Source organism: Thermovirga lienii, from assembly GCF_036847465.1.
Classification (GTDB): Bacteria; Synergistota; Synergistia; order Synergistales; family Thermovirgaceae; genus Thermovirga; species Thermovirga lienii.
In genome coordinates this window covers 1-2,636 of record NZ_DAITZW010000074.1, presented here as the reverse complement: position 1 = coordinate 2,636, position 2,636 = coordinate 1, and the positions used below count along the sequence as shown (strand labels likewise).

General features: G+C 48.3%; 2 protein-coding genes. One reads left to right on the top strand and one right to left on the bottom strand.

The features are described from left to right. Positions 1-354: 354 nt before the first annotated feature. Positions 355-576, bottom strand: a complete 222-nt coding sequence (locus V7Z69_RS09730) for a glycine betaine ABC transporter substrate-binding protein (RefSeq protein ID WP_334139788.1) — start codon at positions 574-576, stop codon at positions 355-357. 279 nt (positions 577-855) lie between these two features. Between V7Z69_RS09730 and V7Z69_RS09725 the strand changes: the two genes are divergently transcribed. Continuing rightward, a partial coding sequence (locus tag V7Z69_RS09725) for an aldehyde ferredoxin oxidoreductase family protein (protein ID WP_334139787.1) occupies positions 856-2,636 on the top strand: 1,781 nt, incomplete at its 3' end.

The following is a 2,636-nucleotide window of genomic DNA, read 5'->3' as shown; positions in this document are numbered from 1 at the left end:
TCATATATACACCCTCCTTGAATTGCAAAGTATCTGATAAGAAAAATCATTTTCAAGAGAATGATAACGGCACATAAATTAGGTATCAAGAACAAAGTTTTACAAGCCTAATTTTATTTTTGCTAATTACGTGGCCGTGATCTTTTGGGGAGCAAGTCCTTGTCTTAATGTAGTTGCGTGAGGGGAAAAGGACGGGACCGCTGGCCCAGATGCGCCGGCGACTCCGTTTTTTGTGTAATCGCTGAGGTTTCTTCTAATCAATCAGCCCTATTTCTTCGAGGAATTCCTATGCTATGTCCTCCGGCTCTTCGCCGTTGTCGTAGCGCCCATTTAGGGAGGATATGGTGGATTCGTCTATCTTGCCGCTGAGCTTTTCAAGTATGGGTAGGATTGCGGAGTACTTTTCAAGGTGTCCATATCTATTGCGTAAGCTGCGCTGTAATCGGGGAAGAATTCTTTGTTATCTTCCAGTATGATAAGGTTCAGCTTGGATATCCCGGAATCCGTTGAATAGTCGGCTATTACATCCACCTCTTTGTTGGCTATAGCCCTGTACATCAAAGAATATGCACCCATTTAAGGTCTCCTCCTTTGAATCGAAAACTTTCTGAAGCCTGAGCTGTTGGCCTACCAAGTAACCTTTAAAATGCTCCATCCACTATGAGCTAGCGGATTTTGAACTTCATTAACTTTAAGGTCCAAGGTAAGCTGGATCTTGAAATTGAGAAGGATTTTAAAGCGCTATAAACATCGTTGTGTTTTTTTGCTTCACCATGCTATACTATTGTTTGCACAATTGTGTAGCATTTTGAATAGTTTGATTTTTGGGAGTATCGGTAAGGAGGGGGAGCTTTCATGAAAGGCAATTGGTGTAGGGCTCTTTTTGTGGATTTGAGCAAGGGGACTTCCGAAGTTCGCAAACTTCCGGAAGAGTGGTTCAGGGATTACGTTGGAGGCGAGGGCGTGGCAGCAAGGCTGTTCTTCGACCTAGCTTATGATGGTCCGGATCCTTTGAGTTCAGAAAACCCAATCATATTTGCCACAGGCCCTCTTTCTGGTACGGTAGCGCCTTGCAGTGGAAGGTGCGTCGCATTTTTCCGCTCTCCTGCAACAGGCACCATGGGGGCAGCAAATGCCGGAGGATACTTTGGTCCTGCCCTCAAGCGCGCAGGTCTTGACCTTTTGGTCGTTATGGGAGCAGCTGAAACCCCTAAAGTTTTGGTAGTAGATGACGGAGAAGTAAAAATAATTGACGCCGATGACCTTTGGGGTAAAGGAGTTTCGGATACGGAGGATTCATTGAAAAGACGTTTAGGTGGGGAAGGTTGGCAAATTGCATCCATTGGGCCATCAGGGGAAAACTTGGTGCGTTTTGCTGCAATAATGACTGACAAGCATAGAGCTTTTGGCCGAGGAGGAGCTGGTGCAGTTATAGGTAGTAAAAAGCTAAAAGCTATCGCTGTCAGAGGAACCAAAGCCCTACCCATAGCAGACCCCAAAGGGCTCAGCGAGGCAGCAAAGGCAGCGAGAGAAGAGCTTTTTTCGGAGGCATTCGTCAAAAATGAACTCCATCCTTTTGGTACTCCCTCCTTCTACGATGCCATCGAGAGTTTGGGGATCCTTCCCACCAGAAACTGGCAGCGCGATGAATTCCCGGAGAGTCGGGAGCTTTTGGGTTATAAAGCCTATCACGAGATACTGGATGTGAAACCTTATGCATGTTATGGATGTCCTATAGCTTGTGGTAGGCACACGCGCATTAAGAAAGGTCCCTTCGAGGGGCTTGAAGGTGGAGGTCCAGAGTACGAGGCCGTCGCTGCCTTTGGCAGCAAATGTGAGATAACCGACATTGAAGCCATAGCGGCAGCAAATCACTGGGCTAACGACTTGGGTTTGGACGTTATTTCGACAGGCCAGGTGATAGCTACGGCAATGGAGTGGTTTGAGAAAGGTATACTCAAGAAGGAAGATTGGGGAGTTGAGGTAACCTTTGGAGACGTCAAGGGCATGCTGGATCTGGTCCCCCAAATAGCCAGGCGCGAGGGGCTTGGAGATTTGTTAGCTGACGGAGTGTTGAGGGCTGCTCAGAAGCTGGGAGCAGAGGCAGAGCAAGCTGCCATGCACGTCAAGGGGCTTGAAATGGCGGCTGATGGCGTCAGAGCAAGCAAAGGAGAGGCAGTTGTGCATGCGGTTTCCCCCAGAGGAGCAGATCACTTACGGCCGTATGCTTCAGCCATTGACGCCTTTGGTTACAGAGAACCGGAGTTAGGCATAGAGGGGGAGATTCACTTTGCGGAAGACGGAAACAAAGAATGGATAAAACCATTCCAGGAACTTTCCATGGCGACCAATATGTTGGGAGTTTGTCTTTTTGCCTCAATCACCATAGCCATAAAGGCTTCCACATGGGCGAAACTGTTGAGCTGCGTTATAGGTAGGACCGTAACTAAGGAGGAGCTACTGGAAAGGGCGGAGGCCGTAATAAACCTGGAGAGAGCGATCAACGCTCGATTTGGCTTCACAAGGAAAGATGATACATTGCCCAAGCGCTTTACCGAGGAGCCGGGGCGTGATGGCAGAGGCGCAGGGGAAAAGGTCAATCTGGACGTTGCCCTGGATAGCTACTATGCCTCCAT